The following is a 23,651-nucleotide window of genomic DNA, read 5'->3' as shown; positions in this document are numbered from 1 at the left end:
ACACAGGAAAGTCCTCAGCATTTCAAATATTCAGAATATTTAAACTTTTTATTTGAAAATTTTAGCCTTCATCCGTTGGTATAATGGGCTTTAGAGCCGATTTTATGAAAAAGTGTAAGTTTGCAATCATTTCAAAGGTTCTGTAAGGTAAAGCACAAGTTCGCATTTTCAACTTTTGTTTTTAACTGTGTGATGTCTTCACACAATCGCGAACGAGTTGATTAAATAGATCTTTTAACTTAATAGGAGGTAATTCAATGCTATGGCAAGAATGGGTATCAATCGCGCTTTATCTCGTGATGATGCTTCTTATCGGATACGTTGCTTATAAACGAACGACCGATTCATCAGATTATATGTTAGGTGGCCGTAAAATGGGGCCAGGTGTTACAGCCATGTCAGCCGGAGCTTCGGATATGAGTGGTTGGATGTTAATGGGACTACCGGGTGCAATGTATGCAACTGGACTATCAGCAATTTGGTTAGCCGTTGGATTGGTCATCGGAGCTTACTTGAACTACTTGTTAGTTGCTCCACGACTTCGCGTCTTCACAGAGATGGCGAACGATTCGATTACGATTCCAGATTTCTTAGAGAATCGGTTCCGAGATCACTCGAACTGGCTACGGATCCTTTCTGCATCCGTCATCATCATCTTCTTCACGTTCTACACGTCAGCTGGGCTTGTATCCGGCGGGAAGTTGTTTGAAAGCTCATTCGGATTAAATTATCAGACAGGTGTCATTGTCACAATTAGTGTCGTCATCTTATACACCCTCTTCGGTGGATTCACGGCAGTTAGTTGGACGGACTTCGCACAAGGTGTCATCATGTTCTTGGCGCTCGTGCTCGTACCATTCGTCGCTTTAACAGATATCGGTGGAGTAGACACTGCTGTCAACTCTGCAACGACAATCAATGCCGATTTGTTCGACCTCTTCAAAGGGACGACGACACTCGGGATTATCGGTCTCCTCGCTTGGGGACTTGGTTACTTCGGTCAGCCACACATCATTGTTCGATTTATGGCAATCCGTGATGTGAAATCATTGAAAACGGCTCGTCGTATCGGGATGAGCTGGATGACAGTATCTATCATCGGTGCCGTCATGACAGGGTTCGTCGGAATCGCTTATTTCCGAGGACAAGGAAATCCACTCGGGGACCCGGAAACAGTCTTCATTCAATTCTCTGAAGTCTTGTTCCACCCGTTCATCACTGGTTTCTTATTGGCAGCCATCCTTGCTGCGGTCATGTCGACGGTATCGTCGCAATTGCTCGTCACATCATCTGCATTGACAGAAGACTTCTATCGTAAATTCTTCAACAAAGATGCAAGTGAGAAGACGATGGTCCTTGCCGGACGTGTTGGTGTCTTGCTAGTAGGAGTTGTAGCGACGCTCATGTCACTCAACCCATCAAGTACAATCCTCACACTCGTCGGATATGCATGGGCTGGATTCGGTTCTGCATTTGGACCAGCAATCCTCTTGTCACTTTACTGGAGCAAGATGACGCGTCAAGGTGCCCTCGCTGGTATCCTCGTCGGTGCCATTACCGTCATTCTCTGGATCGTCACTGGACTTTCGACAGTCCTTTATGAAATGGTACCTGGCTTCTTCTTGAGTATGTTGGCAATCGTGCTTGTCAGTAACTTTACTAGCCAGAAAGAACAAAAACGTATCAACCGTGAATTCGGTGAAATGGAAGCTGAATTGGCAGCTGCGAAGAAAGAGTAACGATTCACACAAAAACTCGGTTCCCTATAAAGGGACCGAGTTTTTTGTTTTACATCGATGCTGCGATTAACCAGACACGAATCACAAACGGTACGAGAACCAACACGAACATTGCGTTTCGCATCCACCGATTTCGGTTCCAATAGTACGCCATTAGTACGAACGGATGCAATGCGACCAATTCGTATGGATTGAACCAAAACCATGTGAGAATCAGTACGATTAAGAAGTACAATACTGATTTTTCTTTCGACGTTCGGTATTCACGCCACATATCATAGGCGCCTTTAAAGAAAGCGATGAATGTTGCAATCCAGAATACGATGACAATCACATTATCAAATCCACTAAACAACTGAGTAACCACCTTTTAGGAAGGATTTTCTACATAAAAACCGCCCCAGTAAATATGACGGTACGTAAACTCTTTTCCACTTTCTACAGTAATCACAATTTCATCTTCCGTCAACACGAGGACATGAACCGGTACCTCACCCTGGCGAAGCATCGGGCTAAATAATTGAAACTGTTTGTTTAACCATTTGCGCTCTGAAAAGTTTTGATAGTGATGTAGAGAAAGCATCGGATGGCTCAAGTATGCAGCTCCAACTATCGCGACAGCGATCGGTGGCGCGCCGATTTCCATCATGAACGAGAAGACGAGAACAAGTGATAGCACGCCATACGCGAACTCTACTAATTCCATGAGAGATGCCCGACTGGCTATCACATACTGAATTACACGAAACATGAGATACAAGATGATACTGACAATCAAGTACTCAGAGAATGGCGTATGGCGGAACGAGACGTCTAAATAGAACAAGACAGGTAACAGTAGGATCCATTTCCATAGATGTAAGGCGAGGTAAAACAATGATTGATCGATGAAACGACGATTGTGTACGAGCCGTTGCATATCCATGTTTCCCACCTCCGCTTAGATGATGTGACCTTACGTTACCATTCCCTATTCTTTCGAATGATAACTAGCAATTACACGTCTAACGAAGTTTTTCTTTCCTCTCAATTAACGTCGCATTCAACAGCCCTCCAAGCAAGATGACAGAGGCAGCAAGATAAAACCAAATCAACAAGACGATGAACGCACCGAGTTGACCGTAAAACTGTTCATAGTTTGCAAATTGTGAATAGTAACTAAACACATTCGAAACAAGCAGTATCCCAACTGTCGCAAAAGCGGCTCCGGCCCAACTATTTTTAAACGTTCCGGACACACTTGGTAACCACTTATATACAAATACGAATACAGTGAATAGAAGACCTGTTCCGATGATCCATCTGAAGTAAAACCAAATCTGCGCATATGTCGTGACAATCTCATCGATGAACAACACGTATGAAGAGATTTCTCGAAGTGCCGTCTCAATCACAGGGACAAGCAATGAAAATGGCAACACAAACATGAGCGCCAAGGTGATGGCGATATCCTGTAAGACGCCCCTCCAAAAGGCTTTATTACGAACAGCCCGGTAGGCATCGTTCAATGCTCGCACGAGAGATTGTACGGCCATAGATGAGATCCAGAGTGCTGGTAAGATACTGAATGATGCCAATTTCAATTTGGAGTTGTCGAATACGGCTTCAATGTTCCCTTCTAATAGCTTGTAACTCGCTTCCGGCATAATGAGTGATAACGCTTGAATCACATCGCCACTCGTAAACGGTAAAAATCCAACAATCCCTAATACGAATAATAAGAACGGGAACGTGGATAAAATGAAATAATAGGCTAACATGGCCGCTTGATCAAAAAATCCTTCCGTAAAAAATCGCTTGACGACTGTCAAAAATACTTGTTTCATCTATACTCTCTACTTTCTTTTAATAAAATAATAGCGGTATTTGAAATAAATAATTTGAAATGAAGAGGAAACCCCTGATGCCAGGGGCGTCCCAATGATGATCTTTAACTGATTTCTTCTATTTTCGTTTCCCACGCCTCGATGTGCTCTTTACCAGGAAGATCGACACCATCTTTAAAGAATTCCGGGTCTCTTCCTTCTTTCTTTTGAACTATATAGTCATCGAGGAGCGTCTTGGCGACTTTACTCAATCGGAAGATCGCATACATGTTGACGAGTGCCATCAGCCCCATAAAGATGTCGGCAATCGACCAGACGAGTCCCGCCGATCGTACTGACCCGAACATGACCATCCCGACAACGGCAATCCGATAGATAATCAAATACCGCTTCTTCTCAGAAATGAACTCGATGTTCGTCTCCCCATAATAATAATTGGCCAAAATCGAACTGAAGGCAAAGAGTAAGATGGCGATTGTCATGAGTGTCGTCGCAATCGGTCCAATTTCGACGAGAAGCGCCTCTTGGGCAAGCTCAATCCCTTGGAATGCTTCAGAGCCTTCGACACCTGAGATGAGGACAATCATCGCCGTTGCGGTACAGATGAACAATGTGTCCACAAATACACTAAGCGATTGAATCAATCCTTGTTTGACCGGGTGACTCACCTCAGCGGTAGCTGCGGCGTTCGGTGCAGACCCCTCCCCCCCTCGTTCGAGAACAGGCCTCGTCGAATACCTTGGAGGACAGCTGCACCGACCGCTCCACCGAACAACTGTTGGAAACCGAGGACACCTTCAGAGAAGATGGCCGAGAACACTTGTGGCACGACATCAAGATTCGTAAGGACGACCCAAATGGCTAGTAAGATATAACCGCCCGCCATGATTGGTACAATGATTCCCGATAAGGTCGAGATGGAACGAATCCCACCGAAGATGACGATAGCGGTGACAACGGATAAGATGATGCCGACCCAGACCGTATCGATCTCAAATACGTTATTCACGGAGAGTGCGATTGTATTCGCCTGGACGGAGTTGAAGGCAAAACCGAAGGCGAACGTAATCAAAATGGCAAATACGATACCTAACCAGCGTGCACCGAGAGCGCGCTCAATATAGTATGCCGGACCACCACGCCACGCCTTGCCGTCATGCACTTTATACACCTGGGCGAGCGTACTTTCAACGAATGCCGACGCCGCTCCAATCAGTGCAATGAGCCACATCCAAAATACGGCGCCAGGTCCGCCTAAAGCGATTGCCGTCGATACGCCGGCGATGTTCCCCGTACCGACTCGTGCCGCCGTTCCGATGGCGAATGCTTGGAAAGATGAGACCTGTCCTTTCTCATGCTTGATTCCTTTCACGAATAAAAGTTTAAACATTTCCGGTAACATTCGAAATTGAACGAACCCCATCCGAATTGTAAAATAAAGACCTCCTGCAATCAATACGAAGATGAGAAGGTACGACCATAAATAGTCATTGATTTGCATAATCAGTTCACGAATATCCAACGAAATCGCCTCCTTTTATCGAGTTTTTACCCGGTCTGAATATGACGGAAACAGTATGTTCACCGCACTTCCTTTAGAATCTCTTCACAGAGACGATGTGTCTCGAGACTGTCTTCCGCGACAACGGAGGCGTTCGGTTCCCCACGAAGTAAACGTAAGAAGTCTTCCACAAGGTCGATAAAGCCTCGACGCTTTAAATTGGACTCCCACGGGTCGAGCGACCATTCCTTCACACCGTCTCGTCCATAGTCTGTAATCCGCTCCACATCGCGTGTGACCCGCTTCACGGTCGGTGACATGACCTCCATCACTTCTTCGGTACAACCGTTGTCTCGGTTCATCCAACCGATTGCTTCGATTCCCCCTGCCATGAAATGAATTATCACTTGTTTCAGCACATCCCCTTCAAATCGTGGTGTCACGCGCAACCGCTCGACAGGCTGAAGATCGGTCAAATAACGGAGCGTATCGACGACATGCACGAAATCTTCGATCACAAATTCACGGAGCGTTGCCGGTTTATACGTTCTGTTCTTTTGAATGAAGACCATATTTTTTTCTTCGATTTGTTTGAGTGCCTGCGTGGCCGTCGCAAATCGGCGATTGAAGCCCGTGACGAGATGTACACCTTTCTCGTTAGCGAGTGCGACGAGTCGCTCCGTTTCTTCAAGAGTGAACGTGATCGGTTTGTCGATGAAGACATGCTTCCTTTGCCGCAGACAATACTCGGCTTGCTCATAGTGGACAGCTGTCGTCGAATGAATCATGACGGCATCGATTTCTGCCATCGGCACGGCGTCGAGCTCCGTATATCCTCCTTTAAAACGATAGGTCGAGATGACTTCGTGTAACTTTTGTTCATCTCTAGAGACAAGATACACATCGACGTCCTTTAATCCGGCATATACTGGCAGATACGCTTTTTTTGCCACGTCACCTATGCCTACTACCAAAATATTCATCTACTCACTCCTCCAATATTATGTAGAAAGCCCGAAGCGACTGCCTCGGGCTCACGTAATAGATACAATCTCAAAACTTGTGATCGGTTCACGAATCGCGTCAGATACAATCTGATAAGCCGCATGTAGTTCTTCTTGATTATTTAAGTCCGGCACACGATCCATTTCCACCTCGACCGTCCGAGTGTTTTGTTCTTTCGCATGTAACTGATATTCGACGGTATACTTTTCCATCATCTGTCCCCCTCTAATTATACATATGTTATGTATAACCTGTTAGACGGATGATGAAACAAGTGAGTTTGCTCTAATAAAATAGAAAATGACCGCTCAGTTGAACGGTCATGGATTCATTATTCTGATTTCGGTTTCTCGTCACGGTCCGGACGTGGACGGCGCTTTCCGAAGTATTGATAATATTGCGTTTCGATATTTCCGTTGTACAACTTCCGACGCTTCGTCGCAGGGCGTCCGTATGCCTTCTCGAAGTCTTCATAACTCGTCAACATGTAGACGCTGTAACCAGGGTATTTCGAATATTGTTCTCCGATTCGCTCATACAAGTCGATGATCTCTTCTTCTGACTGAAGTCGTTCCCCATACGGAGGGTTACCGATGATGACTCCGTACTCTTCTTTCGGCTTCAGTGCGGCTGCGTCACTATGGACGAACGTGATCGCATCGCGGACGTCAGCGAGTTCCGCATTGTCTTTTGCGAGTTTGACCATCCGCGGATCGAGGTCGATTCCATAGATTTTTAGCGGTTTATCCCACTCCGCCTTCTCATTCGCTTCATTAATTGCCGCATACCAAGCTTTTTTTGGGATGCATGTCCAATCTTGAGCGAAGTAATCACGGTTGATACCCGGCGCGATATTTCGTCCAATCATCGCCGCCTCGATGGCGAGCGTCCCTGAACCTGTAAATACGTCATAAAACGGCATGTCCGGACGCCAGTTTGTCAATTGAATCATCGCCGCTGCCATCGTCTCTTTGAGTGGAGCTTGCGAATGAAGCTCACGGTAGCCACGACGATGGAGCGGACCGGACGTGTCGATCGTGATGGTCGCCACATCTTTCAATAGGGCGACTTCGATTGGGAATTTCGCGCCTGACTTCAGCAACCATTCTCCCTCTTTACGATAGCCGCGTTGCATCGCTTCAACAATCGCCTTCTCCGTAATCTTCTGACAGTCACGAATCGAGAACAGCTTCGATTTGACCGAGCGTCCGTCGACCGTGAACGCCGCGTCCCACGGCATGAGGTTGGTCCATGGTAACGCTACGACCCCGTCAAACAATTCTGTAAACGTTGTCGCCTTGAACACGGCAACGACGAGTTTGACCCGGTCTGCTGTCCGCAACCACATGTTCAAACGTGGGATGTCTTCCATTTCCGCGTCGATATAAATCCGTCCGTTCTCGACTTCGCACGTGTATCCTAAATCCCTTACTTCTTTTGCCACAAGTGCCTCGATTCCCATCGCTGCCGTCGCAATCAGTTTACGTTTTGCCATCTAAATCGCCTTCCTTCTACATAAATATCTTTCAGTCATTTTGTAAGTTGTAAAAAAATCATGAAAAAAGGAGCTCAAGTATATGTGCTTGAACTCCTTGTCGTTGTCAGTTGAGACTATGTTGTCCTGTAAGCCATGTTCTGTACTCCGGTGCTCATAGCGGTCTCCCTGGCACGATGGAGTGACAATCATCTATCTGCGCACATCGGCGCCCTCCGTCCCGTTCGATTCCGGTCTGGAAGTTCCCCTACCATAGTTTGGGTTTCTCGCTCGTGGGGTTTACCTCGTTCCACTCTGAACGTTTCCGATCAGACTCCGTCACTGTGGCACTTTCAAGAAGCGTACACCATATCCGAGGACTTAGGTGTTTCTTCTGCCGTCAACTTGCGTTGCCTACACTTATCGTTTCGTGTAGCACGATCACTACAGCCATCACAGGCTGTGCGAGCATGGACTTTCCTCAAGACTTGCGTCCCGCGATTGTCCAGACCTCATAGTCACTTCAACCATTGTAGCTGAAATTTGAACGGTTGACAACTTAAATTCGAAACTTGATTTTACGTTCAGTCAGCGCTAAAATAAGGCGTGTTCATTGAATAAGGAGGGATTTTGATGCATCAGGATGCAAAAAACGGTTGGATTCAACGTCTGACTTATGTAATAGAAATCGATGACATTAAAGTGCTCCACCCGAACAACGGCGTGTTCGCCTTCTACCGAAATAATCGTCTCGTCCGAGGGTTTGAACCGTTCGATATCAAGGCACCGAACGAACTCTCGAAACGACCTTATCATTTTGACCATCACAATTTAGCACACCTCGAGGAGCGTTTCCCGGATGCCATTCCAGTATTCGATGAAACGCATGAGACGCGTCGTGCTTGGAGCGACCGCATCCGAGTCGGCCTTTGCGAAATCATCCGAGATGGGAAACTCAGTTTCGAGCATATTGATGACCAAGGGAACGTATTAGAAGCGAGTATCCGTTGGTGTGGAGAAGCCATCACCATCGATTAAATAGAAAAAGCCGTCTCTCCGTTAGGAGCAGGCGGCTTTTTATCTTACAAGGTCTCTGTGACCGGAGGCTCGTCTTCGATGATTGGTGGCTCAAAAGATGTCGTCACCACTTTTTCGCGAAGGTCCGTCGGCTTCAGAATTACGGTCAACTTTTCCGCCGTATCCCCTCTTACCGGGAATGTCCCAGCGATGTGGAGCGCTTCGTATAAGACCTTCCCATTTGAATCAAGTACCGTGACCGGGCCTTTTCGTGTCGTGTGAATCGAGAACGTCCCTTCTTCCGATACCTTCACAGACACTGCCGTCTTCAACGTGTTGACATAATCAATCGTTCGGCTCGTGTAGCGCTTATGTTTTCCATCCGTGACTTGACCGACGATGCGATATTGTCCGCTCGGTAGCCAATCCCCGCTCGAATACATCGTGAACGACCGATTTGGTGTGAGCGTCTTGACTTTCTTGTTCCCTTGATACAGTGTGAACGAGGATTTCAAGTTCGAATGGTTCATGACACTTAACTTGACATCATTCACGTATCGACTCTTCCACACCGAAGGGGCAGAGATGTGAATCGGGCGAGCCGTCGCTTCTAATAGTTTCATTGTATTCAATTCCGTATAGGACTTGCCGGACGCTCGAGGCATCTTCGCAATTAACTGGTCGATCTCACCCGGTGTCAAATAAGGGTTGATCGATTTGACGAGCGCGAGGCTCGCCGTGACCATCGGTGCCGCCATCGACGTCCCATCCATATAGATAAAGCGGTTGTTGACCCCGAGCGAGAGGATGTTCACACCTGGCGCCACGATTTTGACGCGATCGTCCATATTGCTAAAGCTCGCGAGACGATGTCTAGAATCGATTGCACCGACCGCGATTACTTCTTTCATGTTTGCAGGAAAATTGATCGTCTGTTTTCGATCATTTCCAGATGATGCGACGATAATGACCCCTTTTGCCCTTGCCCGTTTGATTGATGCGGCCAAACGACTATCATAATCATCCCCACCAAGCGAGAGGTTGATGATGTTCGCCCCTTTCGCCACAGCCGTATCCACGGCATTAGCGACCGTCCAAGAGTCCGTTTTATCTTTATTCACCCCGTAAAACACATTATAGAAGTGGTAGCGGACGTTCGGCGCGAGTCCTGCAATCCCAAAGCGGTTATGTTTCCCGGCCATGATTCCGGCGGTATGCGTACCGTGAATATCCGCAGTATACGGACCTTTCATGGAATTGACGACACGAGGAACGTTCTTCAAATCCGTATGGTTCCGGTCAGCTGACGAGTCAATCAGCGCCACAACGATATCACTTGCGCCTCTCGTCTTACTCCAGGCCAAATCCGTACCGATTTGCTTCACATAATATTGACTCGTGACTTGTGGTTCTGAAACGACGTAGCCATGTTTCTTAAGGATGACTGGCTTTGCAGCATCTACTCCGACCGGCAGTAAAAGGGCAATCGCTGTCAAAAGGGCAATCTTTTTCATTCCTTCCGCTCCATTCCAAACTGATAAAGTGACTCCATTATCTCAAACTTTGGATTAGATTTCCCTTTTTTTGAATAAAAAGTTGTCGACAAATTCACCAATAGCTTGGCTCATCCGGATGTAACATATCAAACTCGACAATCCGTCCAATCGTCAAGTACGTATAGTAGCGCGCCAGTTCCACCCGACTTGGGTCGGGACGAAATCCTTCTAAGTCCTCTCCGAGCGGGGAGCCGTCAATGGTCTCAAACTGCTGGCAAAAAAAAGACTCGGTTTCGGCGTCCCAGACGATACGATCTCCGATATATCCGCTTCCGAAGCGGATGTAATCGATGATGGACGGAACGATGACTTCTGCCGGCAAGCGTTCGCTCATCCGACCGACGAGCTCATATCGCAAGCGATCTGCCTGATTGGCTTCCTCGAGGGAGGCACATTTGAGTACTTCTTTATTGATTTCAATCAATACGACATAATCCCCTGGTTCAATGGAGAGCTTCATCGCCTCACCTCACTTTTCATACCTTCATCCGATTCTCTACAAGTCATTATTCGAGATAAATGGTGGGAATCCTGTCCATTCCTCATTTTTTTCCAAATCGCAGTTGAGTTCACAACGGTCGAACTGTTTTTGTTATACTAATCATATGAATTGAGAGAGAGGAAGTGCACCATGGCCAAACGACCGCTGACCCCTCGAGAAAGTGAGTTGATTGCGACCGCGTTATTTGTTGTCGGAAGCGTCCCATATTCAGGACATATCGACCGTCTCGAATCCCTCACCTTACGTGACATCGCTGATGACTATTTGAATGGAACTGCCACTTCCGCAGACGCGATCGACGCACTCGACCAATACATCTACGTCCGGCGTCATCGCTTCAAAAACGTGACCCCTCACAACCTCTGGACATTGGATGATAGGACTGAACAAGAAGCACTGCGTCATATCTCCAAGCGACCCGAATTGAAAAAGGGTCAGACGTTGAATAAACGGAATCAACCGTTTCAAGCAGGACAAGAAATCGAGTTCAAGGTGGACAAACATGTCGACCGTGGACAATTCCGCATCTACATCGGAAAACTTCAAGGGTACACGTGTAAAGCCCAGTCAAAAGAACGTGAAAAGCTGAAGTCAGTGTCAGGATGGATCACACATATCGACCCGAAAGACCGATTGGTATTTGTTAACGTGACAGACTTCGGACGGATGCCAATCGAACCTGCAATGAAACAAGAACTTGAATCGATGAGCGCCTCGATGCTCGGTTGGTTCGCCACGGCAACAATCCCTTCTGAAGAAGAAGCACTCCTTGCCAAACAGATGATCGGCACGTTACAGCGACGCGATCAACCGTATTGGTTCACGTTGACGACCGCGTTGAACCACCCTCGCCCAGAACATGTGAAACGCTGGGGAACAGTCGTGAATCTTCTCGTCAAAGCGAGTAACGGTGACCAAAAGGCCATCCAAACATTAGAGACACAAGAAGACAAATATTTTAAGGATGCGTTCATCCGCGCCCTCCGTGCCCTTCATCAAGAGATGACGAAACAATAAAGCTGATACGACTCGAGGTGACTCCGCATGGGTCACCTCGTTTCGTGTCGAACCTATTTTGGAAAGGAACGACCGATATGCGTATACTCATCGTAGAAGACGACCCATCCATTTTACGCCTTGTGAAGGAGACGTTCGAGGATGCGGGTCATGAGGTGTTGACGGCGACGGATGGGAACACAGGCGAAGAACGTTTTACAACGCAACCAATCGATGCCGCAATCGTCGACATCATGCTCCCAGGGCTTGACGGTCGTGAGTTGTGTCGACGACTCAAGGCGACTCTTGATATACCCGTCATCCTACTAACCGCTCTCGATGAATGGGAGGATAAGCGCCAAGGGTTCGAGCATGGGGCAGACGACTATGTAACCAAACCTTTCATCCCTGAAGAGTTATTGTTCCGATTGCAAGCCGTCTCGCGGCGTTATCAACGCTCGGCCGCTTCACAAATTCAAGCCGGTCCTCTTCGACTCGATTTAAGAGAGTACGAGGTGACGCTTGAAGGGCAGCTGTTCTATCTTCCTAAAAAAGAGTTCGAGCTATTATTTCAACTCGCCTCTTTTCCGGGAAGAGTGTATCGTCGTGAGGAGTTGATCGAGTTGGTGTGGGGATTTGATTTCGAGGGGGATGAGCGAACGGTTGATGTGCATATCAAGCGACTTCGTAATCGGTTCGATCACCCTGCTCTGACAATTCGAACGGTACGAGGTGTCGGATACGCACTCGAGGTGAACGGATGAAGACACTCTACACGCGAATCATCGTCACGATGTTCCTGATTTTACTTCTATCCGGAGCCATCTCTCTGTTGATCAGCAATGTGGCTTATTATACGTGGTGGCAACCTTCCTATAGCGAGAAGACGGAACGGGTCGCCAAAATGGCGGAGTCGTATGTCGAGAACCATACCGATTTAGACTATGATGCCTTCTATACCTTTTTAGCCGCGACCGGATACCAACTGGTCGTCGTGGACTCCGCAGACGAACGTCGACGCTTTGGCGGTGCATTTCGAGACGAGACCATATCTGACGCGGTGATTCAGTCCGTACGGAACGGAGCTCCCTATCAGGGAATGCGTGACTTTCCGTTTCATCTCTTCTTGCTCGGATTGTTCGATAATGAATTGACGAACACATATGGATTTACACTTGAAAACGGAGACGTCATTTTTATCCGTCCGGACTTGAGTGCCCAAATCCGTGAGTTACATCTGTTCGTCGGTCTATTTTTCGCACTCGTGACCCTCTTGGCATTTGGCTTGATCGCCATTTCGACAAGGTCCTTGGTCCGCCCATTGCAGACGCTCACGAAAGCGACCACATCCGTCGCCATGCGTAAAGCTCCGGAACATCTCCCCGTCGAGCGTCAAGATGAGATTGGGACGTTGGCACGACAATTTCAACACATGTCGAACGAGATCAATCGGACAGAAGCGAGACAAAGACGATTCGTTTCGAATGTCTCCCATGAATTCCAATCTCCGTTGACTTCCCTAGTTGGCTATGCAGAAAAATTGGCTGACGGAACGAAAGGAGAATCGAAGGAATATGCGCGTGTCATCGAACAGGAGACGAAGCGTCTATCCCAATTGACGAAACAACTGCTGCTTTTATCACGATTGGATGAAAATCCACCGATTCTCGAGACGAACGTGAATGTGCTTCAATCGGTATCCGAAGTCATTCAAATGAACGCATTCATTCTTGATCAAAAAGGGATTGCCGTCGTTACTGACATCCCACAAGACGTAGTCTTGAAGAGTGACCCGGTTCTACTCGCACAAGTTTGGAACAACGTATTGGTGAACGCCGTCCATGCCTCACGTGATGGAGGCACCATCCACATCACCTGTTCCGTTGATCCGGGTGTCGTCATCTCGGTTACAGATGAAGGGATTGGGATGGATGACGAGACAAAAGAGCACCTCTTCGACCGCTTCTATCGCGGAGACACGGCTCGAACGAGTCAAGGGACAGGTCTCGGTCTCGCCATCACCTCAGATATCATCGACCTACATGGCGGAAACATCACAATCGAGTCTAGCCTTGGAATCGGCACCACGATCCATCTACATTTTTGATGTCGTTCATATTCTGTTCATATTGGTTGCGTACACTTCCTTCATCAGCACTTGAAGGAGGTTTTTTTATGCAGTTAGGTTGGAAAGAGATGTGGAGACAGAAAAGAAAGTTCTCCATGTTGTTCGTGATCACATTTTTGATTGTCATGTTGACGACACTCATTACAGGGCTAGCAGACGGCCTCGCATATGATAACGGTTCTGCGTTGCACGAATTGAATGCTACGACGTATCAACTTGATCCGGACTCAGAAGGTCAATTGACACGATCGTTTATAGACGTCAAAGCGGATACTTCAAACGAAACGATGAGCGTCCGACAGCTCACGGTCACGATTGATGGAAAAAAAGAAGAGGTCACGCTATTCGCCCTTCCAAGTGGAAGTAATATTGGCCCAGGTACTTATCTAGAAACAGGTGAAGTCTTGTTTGACCCAAGTCTCTCAGAACAGCTTGGAACAGGTGACACGTTGACCGACTTTGCGTCCGAATATCGTTTTACGATCGCCGGTGAGGCGCCTGGACGCTACAGTCATGGACCAGTGATTTACACGACGAACGAGACGTGGTTTGATTATTTGAATCAATCCGAACAACGTCCATATGTATCTGCTGAGATTGGAACGGAATCCACGATGTCCGATGCGCTCGTCATGAGTCAACAAGATTTGATTGAGTCGGTTCCTGGATATAGTGCCGAACAGAGCACATTCACTATGATGCGTGCCTTTCTGCTCGTGATCGGAACGTTTATTTTGACCGCGTTCTTTTATTTGTTCACGCTTCAAAAGTTACCTGAGCTCGGAATTCTGAAGGCAATCGGCCTCTCCCCACGTATCATCGGACGGGCACTGCTCTTTCAGGTCATCGTCATCGTGTCGGCGGCAGTCGCCACATCGATCGAGGTCATGTACGTCGTCGATGCGTTGATTCCATCATCATTGCCGTTTCTCGTCGACTTCGGTCATGTCGCGCTATTCGGATCCATGTTCATCTTCTTATCTGTTCTTGGTGCGTTGTTGCCGTTATGGAAACTCCGTCAAGTCGACGCAATTGAAATCATAGGAGGGAAAGCATCATGAGGTTAAGCCATGTATCACATCAGTTTGACGGTCAGCTCGTATTGAATGACATCGAGTTACATGTCTCACCGGGGGAATGCGTCGCCATCGTCGGTCCGAGCGGTAGCGGGAAGAGTACGTTGTTATACATCCTCGGTCTGTTGCGAAAACCGGATCAAGGAGCATTTTTGATGAACGAGCGAGACGTATTCGAATTAGATGAGGAACAACGTCGTCTGTTACGCCTGCATGAAGTTGGGTTCGTGTTTCAACAGGCCCACCTCATTCCCTACTTGACGGTGCTCGAACAACTAGAGCTGATTCAAGAGAAGAAAAAGTTGGATGCGAAGCAACTGTTGATCGACCTCGGCTTAGGGCACCGTCTGCACCATCTCCCGGCGACCTTGTCAGGAGGTGAAAAGCAACGCGTGGCCGTCGCTAGGGCCCTCATCAACTCCCCGCAACTCATTTTGGCAGATGAACCGACGGCGAGTTTGGATTATGAGAATGGACGTCTTGTAATGGAACTCTTGGCCAAACAAGCGCATGAGGAAGGAAGACGTGTCGTCGTCATCACACATGATGAACGCATGCTCGATGTGTGTGATCGTGTCCTTCGCGTGATTGACGGTACCTTGACCGAGCTCAACAAGGGAGAAGGGCATCACAACCAATTTGATGCAGCTGATGAGTGAGCCATCCTCCAAAGCGAATGGCAACACGGATTGATCCATTTTCTAAAATGGTCGCCTCTTCGATGGTCATCAGTCGTTCGATGATATGATTCGATTCGAGTCGAATCCCCGAGAGACAGGAGAAAGCGCGGACGATTTCCTCTGGTCGACACTCGACTAGACGCGCAATCTCTTGCACCTCGGTGAGGAGGCTTGTTTTGTTGTATAGAAAATACCGGTCGAGTATAACATCAAATACGAGTCCGACAATCCGTTCATCACCTTCAAGTGTCCACGAGAACGTTACTCCTCGCTCAAGCGTTCCCTCTCTGTCGCTCAACACCCTTTGAATCATTCGATAAATCTCTGACCTCTCCATGTAGATGCCCCCCGCCCTCCTGCTATTGTCACTTCATCATACCGTTCTCTACCTAATCTTTCGATGTGCCGTCATTCATCTAATTCACCTGCTTATGTTACGTATGCCCTCCCCTTATGTAAGAAAACAGGACCGTATCGAGTCGTTTCGGGTACAATAACGTTGAAAGGAGTCGGTATCAATGCAACGAAAATGGAAAATTGGATTAGCATCACTTTTCACAGGTTATTACGCAATCAGCTACTATGCCTTCAAACGAATGACGCGAGGCAAACGAAAGACTCCGGAGATGTTACTCGCTCCATATACGGACGAAGATCGCACCTTTTATCATGACGTACCGTTCGAGCATGTCTCGATTCAATCGCGTGATGACTTTCGCCTCTACGGGCGTATCTATCGGAATGAAGGGTCAACAAAGTGGATTGTGTTCGTACATGGATATACCGCATCACATAGTTTCATGGCCCCTCACCTCGCCATGTTCCATCGACTCGGCTACAACCTGCTTGCCGTCGACTTGCGCTCACACGGGGAGTCTGAAGGGATTTATGCCTCATACGGTTTCCATGAAAAAGTCGATATGATCGACTGGGTGGACTGGTTGAAGAAAGAGGAAACAGTCGATCAAGTCGGGCTTCACGGCGTCTCAATGGGAGCGGCCACCGTCTTGCAGACGACTCCGCTCACAGACGTCGACTTCGTCATCGCTGAATGTCCGTTTGACGATATGAAACAATTGATGCGTTATCAACTGAGAGAGTTACACCACATCCCAGCCGAACTCATTTTACCAGGAATCGACTATTTCCTTTGGTCTCGTGCCGGCTTCACGATGCGACAAGTCCAACCGAAAAAGGCCGTCACGGAAACGACGACCCCAATCCTATTCGTGCATGGTTCAAAAGATGATTTCGTGCCGACGTGGATGTCGGTCGAAATGAATGCCTTGAACCGAAAGAACGATTTGTTGTTAATTGATGGGGCAGAACATACCGATTGCATGATCAAGGACGCTCTCGCCTATGAGGAGGCGGTCACTCGCTTTTTGCATCGACATGGATTGGACCGGCAATCAAATCTAGAAGTACATGTAACACCATGACCGGCCAAAGGACTCCCATCCCTAAATAGAGGATGCCTAATCCGAATCCAACAATCCCTGTCGTAAATACTCCCTTTATCCCTTGATAGGCGTGGGCCACGCCGAAAAGGGCGCCCCCGATTAGGGCGAGAGTCACATCTGGCACCTCGATATAGAGGGAAATCGTGTATAGCAGGACACCTCTGAATATGAATTCCTCGGTCACGCCAGCCGTGACCGAGACGGCGTTCCACGCCTGTTCTTCTGCTTTTGTCCGGGGTAGTAGCAACTTCTCTAAATCGAGCTCATAGTAAGGGCGTAACACATGTCGGAGACGTGCTGAAGTTTTGACCAAGAGATAAAAGACGAGTGTCACGGTGACTAGGATGCATGACAAGTAAAAGACTTGCCAAGCCTGTTCGTTCCCCGCTTCTGGTGCGAATGTCAATCCAACTTCTGCTGACGGTACTTGAAATAAAAAGATGAGGGCGACAATCAACAAGGTCAGTCCCCATGCCGACTTCACGGTTTGTTCGTACACCCATGCCCGTCCTCTCGTTTCAATCAAGGGACGAATCAATTTGGCATTAAAGATCTGAACGATCAGCATGTAGCCGATGATGGCTGTAAAAATCAAACGTTCGAGCATCCATATCCACTCCTGTCCTTCCTCTTAGCTATATGCTACACTATTCGGGTATTGTCTAAAAGCTAGGAGGCGGTATCTTGAAACGTATGATGCTGCGACTGACCGGTTTCATCATTGTGCTCGTGCTTTTGCTCGGGGCAGTCGGCTGGCTCGGTCAACATGATAAAGTGAACAATGGATTGTATCGAACCTATTATGGAGAGAACGGTGTCCCGAACACGCATCTGGCCGTCTATCAAGACGCTGCTGACACGTATGACGTGGACTGGCGCCTACTGGCTGCCGTTCATCGGGTAGAGACCATCTTCTCGCACAGTTCTTCGATGCGTTCGTCTGTCGGTGCGATTGGACCATTTCAATTCATGCCCCGCACTTGGCTCGGTTGGGAATATGACACCGATGACCAAAAAGGCGATGTCCCAGAAGACGAAGTAGATTTGACGGACCTTGCCTTGATTGAGCAGTATGGTGGACTCGGTCGCGACGGAAACGGCGATGGAAAAGCTGACCCACACAGTCTAGTTGATTCTGCGCACACGGCGGCGTATTATTTAAGTGAACACGGTGGAAAAAAAACAGATTCAGTCACATCCGTCCGAAACGCTATCTTCGAATACAATCGAAGTGAGCAATATGTCAATGATGTCATGACGTACTTCGAGAACTATGAATCAAGCGTGACGTTCATGCCGGATGAGCGTGATACGCTTAGTCAACGAGTTGCTTATTACACGATTCGATATATCGAGTGGTTTAAATCGCTCGGCTGATGCTTACATGAAAAAGTGAGGAATGGAAATGAACACGCATGTAGAAGAAGTAACCATCCGCGTCAAATCAATCTTCAATGAAGATAAAACGAAACGCTATATGCGAACGTATGAGTTCACCGATGTGGAGGATGGCGTCATCTGCGCCGTCATTATTTACTCGCCGCGGATGAGCGATGCCTTTTTGTCTGGCACGACGACACAGCGTGCTTATATGTTGATGCAAAATCATTTGTCACAACCGATTCGAGAAATGCGGGTCATCAGTCTCGTCCCGACACTCGCCATCAATGACAACCTTCCATACGTGGAGTCTCAACTCGATGAGACGAACTACCATTACGTCGAAGAGACGTTACAAGAGGTGGAAGCAAGCGGCGGGATGATCATCGTCGGTTGGGGGTCTCCAGGTCGCTTGATGCACCACGCGACATCTTACAAATCGCTCTTTGCGGATTATGAAGCGAACATGTATTGCATCGGTACGACAGCAAAAGGCGAGCCACAACAGATTCGAATGGCAAACGAGAATACCGTTCTCGAGGCGTTCAACAACGAATCGGTCAAACCGAAGTTTCGCATCGTGAAAGAAACGAAAAAAGACGACTCTCCGTGAGTCGTCTTTTCATATGCCAATCCAAATGGAAAGACCGAACAGTGTGAAGAATATACCGGACCATATGTAATCGGACGGTTTGACGTCAATCCGCTCATAGACGGTCCGTTTCCCACTCGTGAACCCCCTCGCCTCCATAGAGAAGGCGACCCGTTCCGCACGTCGGATCGAACCTGCCAACAGCGGGAGAAGGAGTTTCGGTACATGTCGAATCCGTTCCCATTTCGTATCGAGCGGAACGCCGCGAAGACGATGCGCGTATTGTAGCTGATGCATCTCCCGATGCATTAACGGAAGGAAGCGGAATCCGACGAGCGCACTATAGGCAATCGTCGGAGAAAGCCTTGCCTGTTGCATCAAACTCATGACGAAACGTTTCGAATCGGTCGTCAACATAAAGAGGAGCGACAGTACGGTGAATGCCAACACACGTAGACTAAGAGACATGGCGATACGTGCCTCTTCTTTTGAAATGCCTTGACCGAGAAGCGTCACCCACGTCTCTCCCCCGAGCTCCTTCCCAAACACGAGCGTCGTCCAAAACGTCCCGAGCGCCGTGACGAGAAAAGGAATCAAAAACAGGCTCCACTTCTTCCAGGACACGTCCGTCGCCAGCAATTGAATCGTCAACGTACCGACGATGATGACGAGCGGGGTCCACGGGTTATAAAACAAGGCAAGACCGAACATGATGATCGTCATCGTCACAAACTTGATCGTCGGATTCATATCATGGAGTGACATCGCTTTCGACCTCCCGTGAGTCGATAATGACGAAGTCTCTCCGTGTCCTGCCAGAGCTCATCTCCGAATGGTCCTGAGAGTTCCCCGTCCTTCATCAAATAGAACGTATGGGCGATATTGGCGAACGATAAGTCATGGGTCACGAACAAGATCGTCTGTCCCTTTGCCGCATGCCGCTTCATCAAAATCTCTAGTGCATGGAGTGACGGTTCATCTTGGCCAGCCGTCGGTTCATCGAAGGCAAGCAACTGTTTGTTAGATAGTAACTGAATCCCGACGGCGAGTCGTCGCTTCTGACCGTGACTGAGCGACAGTGGATGGAGGACTCGTTTATCCTCGAGGGATAGCTCCTCTAGTACGTTATCGATCGATTCCTCATGACCAAACTGTAGCTCTTGCTCGACCGAGTTCATGAAAAATAAGTGTTCCGGAGATTGAGGGACGAGTCCGACCCGACGGTCAGACTCCGTCAAACTTCGTAATAACGTCGACTTTCCACTCCCATTTGGTCCTAATATGGCAATCACTTCCCCGATACGAGCTGTTAGGGTCACTCCTTTTAATCGAAATGTGTCACGCTCCACCTCGTCGACCACATAGTGTTCGACTGCTTGTCGTGGTAATGACGATCGTGTGAATGAAAAATCATCGACCGGTTGAAACGGCTCGTTCCGTACAATCCGTCCTTGATCGAGTTCGATGTGCCAATCAAAAAAGTCTCCCCACAAGTGCGCGCGATGTTCGACAACGATGACGTTCACGTTGTCCAAGTGATCGAGCCAGTCGACGAATCGATTCGCGGTCACTGGGTCAAGGTGTGTCAACGGCTCATCGAGAAGCAACCATTCCGGTTGTCCGACCATGGCGCAAGCGACGGCGATCCGCTGTTTCTCCCCTCCTGACAAGGAATCGATGTGACGATTTCGGTAATCGGTCAGTTGGAGTGACTCGAGAATCTCCGTCACGCGCTGATCGATGACCTCGACCGGCGTCTGCAAATTTTCGAGTGTGAAGACGAGTTCCTCTTCCACCCGTTCCATCACGAACTGCGTGTCCGGGTCTTGGAATACCGTCCCGACCCGCTGATTGATCTCGCCTGGTGCGTAGTCGTCGTGTGAGCGTCCCAGTAGTTCGAGTTTGCCTTCCAGGATCCCATCACAATTCTCTGGATAGAGACGGTTGAACAGCGCGAGCAGGGTCGACTTCCCGCTTCCGCTCGCTCCTGTCAAAATCGTGCGTCCAGGTTTTATGGATAGTGTCACATCTTTTAAGATGGTGTCCAGACTTTCGGGGAATCGGAATGAAAGCGATCCTGTCTCAACCATGGACGTTCCCACTCCGAGCAATCGCATAGCCACGAAGCGACCCCGTCTTGAGCAACAGGTCACTGAGCAACTTCCCACCGATTCCTGCGATGACCATGCCACTGACCGCCCGCAGCCCGAACATCGTCGCTACATATCCCGGTTCGAGCATCGCAAATCCGCTCATGAAGTAAGTGTACACGAAACTCGTGACGGCCGAGCCAAATCCAGCAAGCATGAGAACCCAAAGCTCGTATCGACGATAACCTGTCATCGCAAAGACTGCTTCCGCCCCAAGACCTTGGACGATACCGACCAAGATGATGCGCGGTCCGATCGCATTCCCAATCAACATTTCAATCGTCGCTGCCATCACCTCCGAGATGAAGGCCGCACCCGGCTTCCGAATGATATACGCCGAGATGATTGACACGATGAACCAGATACCGAAGATCCATTCATAGGCGATCGGTCCAATCAACCCTGCCCATAAGTTCCCGATATGAACAAACAATAAGTAGACGACGGCAAAGACGACAGACAATACGGAGACGAGGACGACCTCTTTCAATTTCCACGATTTAAGCATGTTGTCCTCCATGTGACGGACTGTTCACACTGAACGTCACCGTCATGACGACGTGTCGATTCTTCTCGCGTGTCCGGTTGAACGCCGACTCGTAATACGAGAACACATCATCCAAGTTCCCATGAATGCCTGACGCGTAGTGCATGGAGTCATTATAGACACCCGCCTGTTTCGCTTGCTCGATTTCATCATAGATGAGATCCATATAGTTCTCCGCCCCCATCGGATAAAGCGCGAACTGTGACGAGACATACTGTTCTCTTGAAATTCCATTCAGTGGTTGTGGTGGTGCCTCGAGCACCTCATCCCCTGCCGAATCTCCCGGACATCCGACAGAGAAGGTTCCGCTCATCGAGACATGGCGTCCTTCCTCCGAAGCCAGGCTTAAGACGGTCCGTGCGACGTCGAACACGTGCTCGGCGCGACCTCGGATCACGGTCGACACGTCATCCGTATGTCGCCACACACCCGTCATATTCGTTCCTTTCAATGCCCCTTTGATCGTCCCGACAAAGTCATCTGTCATCGGGCTAAGCGTGAAGCGAAATCCGACAATCGGACTCGTGCCACATGATTCATTCATCTTGTCTCCCCCTCTATATGTGTTTGCATAAAAAAAAGCCGCATTCATGAGAATGCAGCAACAAAATCTATACAAACTTGCATAGAGAAAGTGCCGCACTTCCTCACGCCAGTATTACCTGGATCGAGTTATAAGGGATCGGAGCCATGCTCACATCTCAGCCGAAGCACCCCTAGTGCAGTCATTGATATGCGGTTACTTATGCAGTCACAGTATAGCGATGTTTCGTCAGTTTGTAAACGGTCAATCTGAATAGGTGACGAGTTGGCCAGTACCAGGAAGTGGGTCATGGAACGAATCCCACTCCGCTACCATCTCCTCATCCGTCAACAAGCAGGCGTCAAGTGATTGCTCGACCGCCTCCCGGTCCATCCGTTGACCGATAAGGACCAATTCGTTCTGTCGGTCTCCGTACGGCTCGATGTAATCTTCACGCAGCTCAGGTTCTGAGACGAACATGGCCTCTCGTTCACTCTCGGGAAGGGTCGCTAACCAACGACCGGCATGTTCGAGCGTCGATGCGTATCCGGCCTGGGAGAAGAGACAGGCAAGGTCGTTCCGTGACGCGATCCACAAGAAGCCTTTGGCACGGACGATTTCTTCAGGATAGTGCTCCATCCAATTCATCAAGCGCTCAGGGTGGAACGGTCGACGACGACGGTAGACGAACGAGCTGATGCCATACTCCTCCGTTTCCGGCGTATGTTCTTCTGCCTCAAGTTCTTGAATCCATCCCGCCGCACGCATCGCCTGATCGAAATCGAACAACTGGACGTCGAGTAGATCGTCTAACGCTACGTCGGAGTATGTTGAAGTCAATAATCGCGCGCTCGGGTTGAGTGTCTTAAGTAGCCCCTTCATCTCCTGCAGTTCCGCTCCAGACACCCGGTCTGCCTTATTCAACACGATGATATCCGCAAATTCGACTTGATCGACGAGTAGGTCGACGACTTCACGTACGTCACCTGTATCGACGGCTTGTTGACGTTCCATGAGCGATTCACCAGAATTGAAATCTTTGAAGAAGCGGTACGCATCGACGACAGTGACCATCGCATCGATATAGACACGGCTCGTCAAATCGATTCCGAGCGCATCATCGGCATACGTGAACGTCTGCGCAACGGGAATCGGTTCTGAAATCCCAGAAGACTCGATGATGATGCCATCGAGGTCACGATCGTTTGTCAACTCATAGACCGCTGTCAGCAAATCCTCACGTAGGGTACAACAGATGCACCCGTTCGAGAGTTCGACTAATTTTTCATCGGTACGGGAGAAACCACCCTGTTCAATCAATTTCTCATCGATGTTCAACTCGCTCATATCGTTCACGATGACCGCATATTTTTTATCTTACCGGTTATGTAAGATGTGGTTGAGCAGTGTCGTCTTTCCGCTACCCAGATAACCCGAGAGTACGGTAATTGGAATTCGTTTCATATTGATGAACCTCCTTTAAATCGTAATCATTA

24 protein-coding genes, 1 other RNA gene, 2 pseudogenes and 1 riboswitch are annotated in these 23,651 nt (G+C 48.5%); of the genes and pseudogenes, 10 read left to right on the top strand and 17 right to left on the bottom strand.

Going from position 1 to position 23,651, the window contains the following annotated elements:
* The first annotated feature begins 257 nt into the window (after positions 1-257).
* Positions 258-1,739, top strand: a complete 1,482-nt coding sequence (gene putP, locus KNO61_RS03650; protein WP_078146955.1) for a sodium/proline symporter PutP — start codon at positions 258-260, stop codon at positions 1,737-1,739.
* Between the two features lie 49 nt (positions 1,740-1,788).
* Here the strand turns inward: putP and KNO61_RS03645 are convergent, their stop codons facing one another.
* From KNO61_RS03645 to rnpB, 8 genes and pseudogenes are all read right to left on the bottom strand, one after another.
* Entirely contained in the window at positions 1,789-2,094 is a 306-nt protein-coding gene (locus tag KNO61_RS03645) for a hypothetical protein (protein WP_078146956.1), read from the bottom strand.
* A gap of 15 nt (positions 2,095-2,109) precedes the next feature.
* Complete coding sequence (locus tag KNO61_RS03640; protein WP_214812620.1) at positions 2,110-2,664, bottom strand: hypothetical protein; 555 nt, start codon at positions 2,662-2,664, stop codon at positions 2,110-2,112.
* 79 nt (positions 2,665-2,743) lie between these two features.
* Positions 2,744-3,565, bottom strand: a complete 822-nt coding sequence (locus tag KNO61_RS03635; RefSeq protein ID WP_214872618.1) for a YihY/virulence factor BrkB family protein — start codon at positions 3,563-3,565, stop codon at positions 2,744-2,746.
* A 104-nt stretch (positions 3,566-3,669) separates the two neighbouring features.
* Positions 3,670-5,066, bottom strand: a pseudogene (locus KNO61_RS03630) (alanine/glycine:cation symporter family protein).
* An 80-nt stretch (positions 5,067-5,146) separates the two neighbouring features.
* A complete protein-coding gene (locus tag KNO61_RS03625) occupies positions 5,147-6,049 on the bottom strand; it encodes a Gfo/Idh/MocA family protein (protein WP_214812622.1) in 903 nt (300 codons plus the stop codon).
* 51 nt (positions 6,050-6,100) lie between these two features.
* Positions 6,101-6,283: a hypothetical protein gene (locus KNO61_RS03620; RefSeq protein WP_148209436.1), complete on the bottom strand. Its 183-nt coding sequence runs from the start codon at positions 6,281-6,283 to the stop codon at positions 6,101-6,103.
* 119 nt (positions 6,284-6,402) lie between these two features.
* On the bottom strand, positions 6,403-7,566 hold the full coding sequence (locus KNO61_RS03615) for a THUMP domain-containing class I SAM-dependent RNA methyltransferase (RefSeq protein ID WP_214872615.1): 1,164 nt from the start codon (positions 7,564-7,566) through the stop codon (positions 6,403-6,405).
* 124 nt (positions 7,567-7,690) lie between these two features.
* Positions 7,691-8,058: RNase P RNA component class B (gene rnpB, locus KNO61_RS03610), an RNA gene on the bottom strand.
* Positions 8,059-8,178: 120 nt separating this feature from the next.
* On the opposite strand from rnpB, the gene KNO61_RS03605 reads away from it, so the two are divergent.
* Complete coding sequence (locus KNO61_RS03605; protein ID WP_078146958.1) at positions 8,179-8,583, top strand: hypothetical protein; 405 nt, start codon at positions 8,179-8,181, stop codon at positions 8,581-8,583.
* 44 nt (positions 8,584-8,627) lie between these two features.
* Here the strand turns inward: KNO61_RS03605 and KNO61_RS03600 are convergent, their stop codons facing one another.
* Together KNO61_RS03600 and KNO61_RS03595 are read right to left on the bottom strand one after the other, a co-directional pair.
* On the bottom strand, positions 8,628-10,076 hold the full coding sequence (locus KNO61_RS03600) for a S8 family peptidase (RefSeq protein ID WP_214872613.1): 1,449 nt from the start codon (positions 10,074-10,076) through the stop codon (positions 8,628-8,630).
* Positions 10,077-10,170: 94 nt separating this feature from the next.
* Entirely contained in the window at positions 10,171-10,578 is a 408-nt protein-coding gene (locus KNO61_RS03595) for a hypothetical protein (protein WP_078146960.1), read from the bottom strand.
* 171 nt (positions 10,579-10,749) lie between these two features.
* Between KNO61_RS03595 and KNO61_RS03590 the strand changes: the two genes are divergently transcribed.
* From KNO61_RS03590 to KNO61_RS03570, 5 genes are all read left to right on the top strand, one after another.
* Positions 10,750-11,637 (top strand): hypothetical protein, encoded by an 888-nt coding sequence (locus KNO61_RS03590; protein ID WP_078146961.1) that lies wholly within the window; start codon positions 10,750-10,752, stop codon positions 11,635-11,637.
* A gap of 77 nt (positions 11,638-11,714) precedes the next feature.
* Positions 11,715-12,380: a response regulator transcription factor gene (locus KNO61_RS03585; protein ID WP_078146962.1), complete on the top strand. Its 666-nt coding sequence runs from the start codon at positions 11,715-11,717 to the stop codon at positions 12,378-12,380.
* On the top strand, positions 12,377-13,723 hold the full coding sequence (locus KNO61_RS03580; RefSeq protein WP_214872611.1) for a sensor histidine kinase: 1,347 nt from the start codon (positions 12,377-12,379) through the stop codon (positions 13,721-13,723). Before KNO61_RS03585 ends, KNO61_RS03580 begins: the two co-directional genes overlap by 4 nt.
* A 68-nt stretch (positions 13,724-13,791) precedes the next feature.
* Positions 13,792-14,805, top strand: a complete 1,014-nt coding sequence (locus tag KNO61_RS03575; RefSeq protein ID WP_078146964.1) for an ABC transporter permease — start codon at positions 13,792-13,794, stop codon at positions 14,803-14,805.
* Complete coding sequence (locus KNO61_RS03570) at positions 14,802-15,479, top strand: ABC transporter ATP-binding protein (RefSeq protein ID WP_078146965.1); 678 nt, start codon at positions 14,802-14,804, stop codon at positions 15,477-15,479. The genes KNO61_RS03575 and KNO61_RS03570 overlap by 4 nt, the downstream gene beginning before the upstream one ends.
* Here the strand turns inward: KNO61_RS03570 and KNO61_RS03565 are convergent.
* Entirely contained in the window at positions 15,430-15,837 is a 408-nt protein-coding gene (locus KNO61_RS03565; protein WP_078146966.1) for a hypothetical protein, read from the bottom strand. The genes KNO61_RS03570 and KNO61_RS03565 overlap by 50 nt on opposite strands.
* A gap of 181 nt (positions 15,838-16,018) precedes the next feature.
* On the opposite strand from KNO61_RS03565, the gene KNO61_RS03560 reads away from it, so the two are divergent.
* Positions 16,019-16,942 carry an alpha/beta hydrolase gene (locus tag KNO61_RS03560; protein WP_214872609.1) on the top strand — a complete coding sequence of 308 codons (924 nt, stop codon included), beginning with the start codon at positions 16,019-16,021 and terminating at the stop codon, positions 16,940-16,942.
* Here the strand turns inward: KNO61_RS03560 and KNO61_RS03555 are convergent.
* Positions 16,875-17,570 (bottom strand): CPBP family intramembrane glutamic endopeptidase, encoded by a 696-nt coding sequence (locus tag KNO61_RS03555; RefSeq protein ID WP_214872607.1) that lies wholly within the window; start codon positions 17,568-17,570, stop codon positions 16,875-16,877. The genes KNO61_RS03560 and KNO61_RS03555 overlap by 68 nt on opposite strands.
* Before the next feature lie 86 nt (positions 17,571-17,656).
* Between KNO61_RS03555 and KNO61_RS03550 the strand changes: the two genes are divergently transcribed.
* Positions 17,657-18,340, top strand: coding sequence for a lytic transglycosylase domain-containing protein (locus KNO61_RS03550; RefSeq protein WP_240499874.1), 684 nt, complete (start codon positions 17,657-17,659; stop codon positions 18,338-18,340).
* Positions 18,341-18,368: 28 nt separating this feature from the next.
* A complete protein-coding gene (locus KNO61_RS03545) occupies positions 18,369-18,956 on the top strand; it encodes a DUF1643 domain-containing protein (protein WP_012726384.1) in 588 nt (195 codons plus the stop codon).
* 9 nt (positions 18,957-18,965) lie between these two features.
* On the opposite strand, the gene KNO61_RS03540 is transcribed toward KNO61_RS03545, so the two are convergent.
* The 5 genes and pseudogenes from KNO61_RS03540 to KNO61_RS03520 all read right to left on the bottom strand — a co-directional run bounded on the left by KNO61_RS03540 (position 18,966) and on the right by KNO61_RS03520 (position 23,619).
* A complete protein-coding gene (locus KNO61_RS03540; RefSeq protein WP_214872605.1) occupies positions 18,966-19,700 on the bottom strand; it encodes an energy-coupling factor transporter transmembrane component T family protein in 735 nt (244 codons plus the stop codon).
* Positions 19,682-21,052 carry an ABC transporter ATP-binding protein gene (locus KNO61_RS17430; RefSeq protein ID WP_270812234.1) on the bottom strand — a complete coding sequence of 457 codons (1,371 nt, stop codon included), beginning with the start codon at positions 21,050-21,052 and terminating at the stop codon, positions 19,682-19,684. The genes KNO61_RS03540 and KNO61_RS17430 overlap by 19 nt, the downstream gene beginning before the upstream one ends.
* Entirely contained in the window at positions 21,018-21,593 is a 576-nt protein-coding gene (locus KNO61_RS03530) for an ECF transporter S component (RefSeq protein WP_012726387.1), read from the bottom strand. Before KNO61_RS03530 ends, KNO61_RS17430 begins: the two co-directional genes overlap by 35 nt.
* Positions 21,586-22,176 carry a YkoF family thiamine/hydroxymethylpyrimidine-binding protein gene (locus KNO61_RS03525; protein WP_012726388.1) on the bottom strand — a complete coding sequence of 197 codons (591 nt, stop codon included), beginning with the start codon at positions 22,174-22,176 and terminating at the stop codon, positions 21,586-21,588. Before KNO61_RS03525 ends, KNO61_RS03530 begins: the two co-directional genes overlap by 8 nt.
* 83 nt (positions 22,177-22,259) lie before the next feature.
* Positions 22,260-22,360, bottom strand: a riboswitch (TPP riboswitch).
* A gap of 59 nt (positions 22,361-22,419) precedes the next feature.
* Positions 22,420-23,619, bottom strand: a pseudogene (locus tag KNO61_RS03520) (GTP-binding protein).
* Positions 23,620-23,651 lie beyond the last annotated feature (32 nt).

The sequence above is a fragment of the Exiguobacterium sp. s140 genome (assembly GCF_018617035.1).
Taxonomy (GTDB): Bacteria; Bacillota; Bacilli; order Exiguobacteriales; family Exiguobacteriaceae; genus Exiguobacterium; species Exiguobacterium profundum.
Note: the sequence above shows the minus strand (reverse complement) of the source record. Positions and strands in the feature narration are given on the sequence as shown.